This is a genomic window from Pseudonocardia ammonioxydans (assembly GCF_900115005.1).
GTDB lineage: Bacteria > Actinomycetota > Actinomycetes > Mycobacteriales > Pseudonocardiaceae > Pseudonocardia > Pseudonocardia ammonioxydans.
Map to the genome: position 1 here is coordinate 1 of NZ_FOUY01000118.1, position 3320 is coordinate 3320.

Below are 3320 nucleotides of genomic sequence, written 5' to 3' on the forward strand. Positions count from 1 at the left end.
GTGACCTCGATGCTCACCTTCTTCCCGCCCTCGGACAGGGGCTGGTCGTCGAAGGTGACCTCGTCGGGCTCCGGTGTGGGCAGGGTGTGGCCGTAGACGTGGTCGGCGAAGGCCTCCAACAGTTCGGGGCGCCGCTGGCTTTCCCAGTCGTCGACGCTGTCGACGGTGTCGCCGTTGTCGAGCACCAGCGGGTCCGGCACCCGGGTGCCGTCCAGGCTCATCGTGGCACCGGCGCCCCCGGCGCCGCCCTCCTCATCGAGCGGCTTGTCGTCGGCGGCGCGCAGCGCGACCTCCATCCGCTGCGGTACGGGATGTTCTGCGGCCGCCGGCGCCCCAGCAGGCGCTGCGGCGAGGGTGAGCGCCGCACCCGCGGCCGCCAGCCCGATAACCGCGGCCCGAATCCGTCGGTGCACGTCGCTACCCACCGTCGGTCGATGTCCCCGACGACCGACCCGATCCTGATCGCGGGGTCGTGCTGCGCCGACGCGACTCGGAGCTGCGCGACGAGGACGTCTCGGAGCCGCTGGCCGACCCCCGCTTCCGACTCTCGCCGGTGACGTTGTCGTTGTCGCCCTCGGTGGAGGACCGGGAGCCACCGCCCGATGAGGAGGCGGACTCCGTCCCGTGCCAGGGGCCGGTGATGGCGAACAGCATCCCGGGTTTCTGGATTCCGGCGAAGAGCACGCGCCCGTCCGGGGAGAAGGCGGGCCCGGTGAACTCCGAGCCGATCTGGCTGCGCGCGAGCGGGTAGACGGTCCCGTCGCGGGTGACCCCGGCGAGGTGGTTGTCGGTATCGCCGTCGGTGGCCAGGATCAGCCCGCCATACGGCGCGGCGACGATGTTGTCGGGGGCTTCGACGGTCTCGCCGTCGGCGTCGGTGCCGAAGACCGTGGTCAACCGCAGCGTCGCGGCGGCGGGGTCGTAGTGCCAGATCTGGCCGCGGTGGGAGTCGGCGTAGCTGGAGACCAGGTAGGCGCCCCCGTCGGCCCACCAGGCGCCTTCGAGCTTGTGGGCGCGGGTGATGCCCTCCGCCGTCCGCAACGGCCCGTTCTCGGCGCCGCGATCCTCGAGGCGGACCCACTCCACCTCGTAGGTCGTGTTGACCTCGTCGACCCGGGCGCCGCGCTCATCGGTGCACACCAGCCCGGCCAGCTCCCCGGCCTCGGCGTCGAGAGCGGCGAGCTCGCCGGGCCGGCCCCGGAAATCCGAGGGCGGTGTCCACCGGTAGACGGTGCCGAGCGGGTCGGTGGTGTCCTCGGTCAGGTAGACGGTCAGAGTGCCGGGGTCGATGCAGAGTGCTTCGTGGACGAACCGGCCCAACGCCGTGATCGGAGTGGGGTCCTGGTTGGCGTCCAGGTCGTGCGGGTCGACCTCGAATACCCAGCCGTGCCCGTCGTCCTCGGTCTCCTCACACGTCAACCACGTCCCCCACGGGGTGACCCCGCCCGCGCAGTTGGTCGAGGTACCGGCCAGGCCGACCTGTTCCCAGATCAACTCCCCGTCGCCGGTGGTCTTGACGATCGTGCAACCGCCACCGGCGTCGTCGCGATACACCAGCCCGCTCTCGTGGGGGACGGCGCCGTCATCGTCCGGGCCGCCGCGCACCTCGTGGTTGAGCACCACCAGCACGTCGCCGCTGCCGTCGTCGGCGTCGAACGCCGCGGCGCCGTCATGAATCCCCGGGCTCGGCTCGCCGCCCTTCATGCGGGTCGTGCCGGCTTCGGTCACCACCCGATACTCGAAGCCCTCGGGTAGTGCGAGCAGCCCGTCGGGGTCGTCGACCAGCGGCCCGTAGCCGGTGAACCCGGACGCGGGTTGGGCGCGGGCCCCCGGCGCCGTGAGCAGCCCGTCGAGGGCGCCGAGCAGGCTCACCGCCATCCCCGCCTGCCCGGAGCGGGCCAGGAACGTGCGCCGATCAAGCCCGCGCATCGGTGCTGTCTCCCGCGGTGGGCTGCGGCCAGACGCGCCAGCCCTGCCCGTCGCCGGTCGCGTTCGGCGCGAACCGGTACCCGGCCTGCTCGAGCAGACGCGCGTAGTCCTGCTCGGCGGCGACCCGCTCGGCGCGCGGCTGGCCGGTGTGGACCAGCAGCATCGGCCCGTCGTCGTCGGGGTGCTCGACGACGAACCCGTCGCTGCCCTCGGTGAACTCGACGAAGCCGCGCCGGCGCAGCAGCTCGCGCAGCTGATCGGCGTCGCGATCACGCGCCGACCACAACGGCCGCCCCTCGAAGCTGTGGCCGTGGGCCGGGGCCTGCCCGTCGTGCTGGTCGTCTCGGCTGGTCATCGCGTCCTCCGCTCGTCGGGTACTGGTCAGTCCTGCTCGGTCGGTGGCCGGTAGTCCTCGGTGCTCAGCAGGTCGAACACACCCCTGCGATCCGCCGCGCTCCACGAGAGGTGCTCGCCCGCGCCGGTGTAGGCCAGCCACAGCGACCCGTCGGCGAAACGCGCGGTGACCTGCCCATCCGTCCCGCCGAGGCCGCGGCGGCTGCGCCGGGCCGGGAACGGCACGTGCCCGTAGTCGTCGGGGTCATCGGCATCAAACTCGCAGTCGTCGTCGAGGTCACCGTGGTTGCTGGTCATGCGGTGTCCTCCACGAGCAGCAGCCAGTCCTCATCACTGGTTGGTGGGCTGTACTTCTCGGTGACCTTGGTGGTGTCGAACTCGCCGGTGCGGGGGTTGAACCAGTACGCCGCCGGCTCGCCGGTCACCACGCTGGTGTCGACCGAGAACCCCTCACCGGCCGGGGTGTAGACCAGCAGGTAGGAGCCGTCGGCGGCGACATTGGCCACGACCCGCTCCGCACCCGAACCCGGCTCGGACCCCAGCACCGACAGGTCGGGCTCACCGTGAGTGAATGGCAGCGACTCCATCAGCTCGCGCAGGTAGCGCATCTGCCCGCCCGCGGGAAACTCCAGCGCCTCGGTCCAGCTCCCCCGCGCGCCGAGCTCCCCATCACCACCGTCATTGAACTGCCACACCGCGTGGTGGCCGTAGGTGTGCCCGGCCGCCCCGCCGAGCACCGACCAGTAGGCATCCCGGCGCACATCCAACGCGGTGGAGAAGCCCTGCTCGGGCTCCCAGCAGTACGGGTGCTCCTCATAGATCGGCTCACCGTCGAGGAACGGCTTCGCCGGGGCCGCGCCGTAGGTCGACTCGACCAGGTCGGCGCGCACGTCATAGCGCAGGCAGTGCCCGCCCTGGATCATGTGGAAGTCCAGCCAGTCGGCAATCTTGATCCACTCGCAACCTGTCCACGACGTCCAACTCGCGAGCAACGGGAGAGCAGCTCGTGCTACACGGACACCCCACGGCAGCCGTGT

General features: G+C 71.6%; 4 protein-coding genes and 1 pseudogene. All 5 read right to left on the reverse strand.

What is annotated here, in order from left to right; translation table 11 throughout:
- Positions 1-413 (reverse strand): annotated as a pseudogene (locus BM093_RS34355) (hypothetical protein); the annotation flags it as partial.
- A gap of 4 nt (positions 414-417) precedes the next feature.
- Positions 418-1929: an alkaline phosphatase PhoX gene (locus tag BM093_RS34360; RefSeq protein ID WP_093357549.1), complete on the reverse strand. Its 1512-nt coding sequence runs from the start codon at positions 1927-1929 to the stop codon at positions 418-420.
- Positions 1916-2284, reverse strand: a complete 369-nt coding sequence (locus tag BM093_RS34365) for a hypothetical protein (protein ID WP_093357554.1) — start codon at positions 2282-2284, stop codon at positions 1916-1918. Before BM093_RS34365 ends, BM093_RS34360 begins: the two co-directional genes overlap by 14 nt.
- Positions 2285-2310: 26 nt before the next feature.
- Positions 2311-2580: a hypothetical protein gene (locus BM093_RS34370; RefSeq protein WP_093357558.1), complete on the reverse strand. Its 270-nt coding sequence runs from the start codon at positions 2578-2580 to the stop codon at positions 2311-2313.
- Positions 2577-3320, reverse strand: a 744-nt coding sequence (locus tag BM093_RS34375; RefSeq protein WP_143105713.1) for a glycoside hydrolase family 140 protein, incomplete at its 5' end; no start/stop codon positions are given. The genes BM093_RS34370 and BM093_RS34375, both read right to left, overlap by 4 nt.

Excerpts from the sequence above, each read along its gene's own strand:
- BM093_RS34360 (WP_093357549.1), bottom strand. The coding sequence starts at position 1,929 with ATGCGCGGGCTTGATCGGCGCACGTTCCTGGCCCGCTCCGGGCAGGCG.
- BM093_RS34365 (WP_093357554.1), bottom strand. The coding sequence starts at position 2,284 with ATGACCAGCCGAGACGACCAGCACGACGGGCAGGCCCCGGCCCACGGC.
- BM093_RS34370 (WP_093357558.1), bottom strand. The coding sequence starts at position 2,580 with ATGACCAGCAACCACGGTGACCTCGACGACGACTGCGAGTTTGATGCC.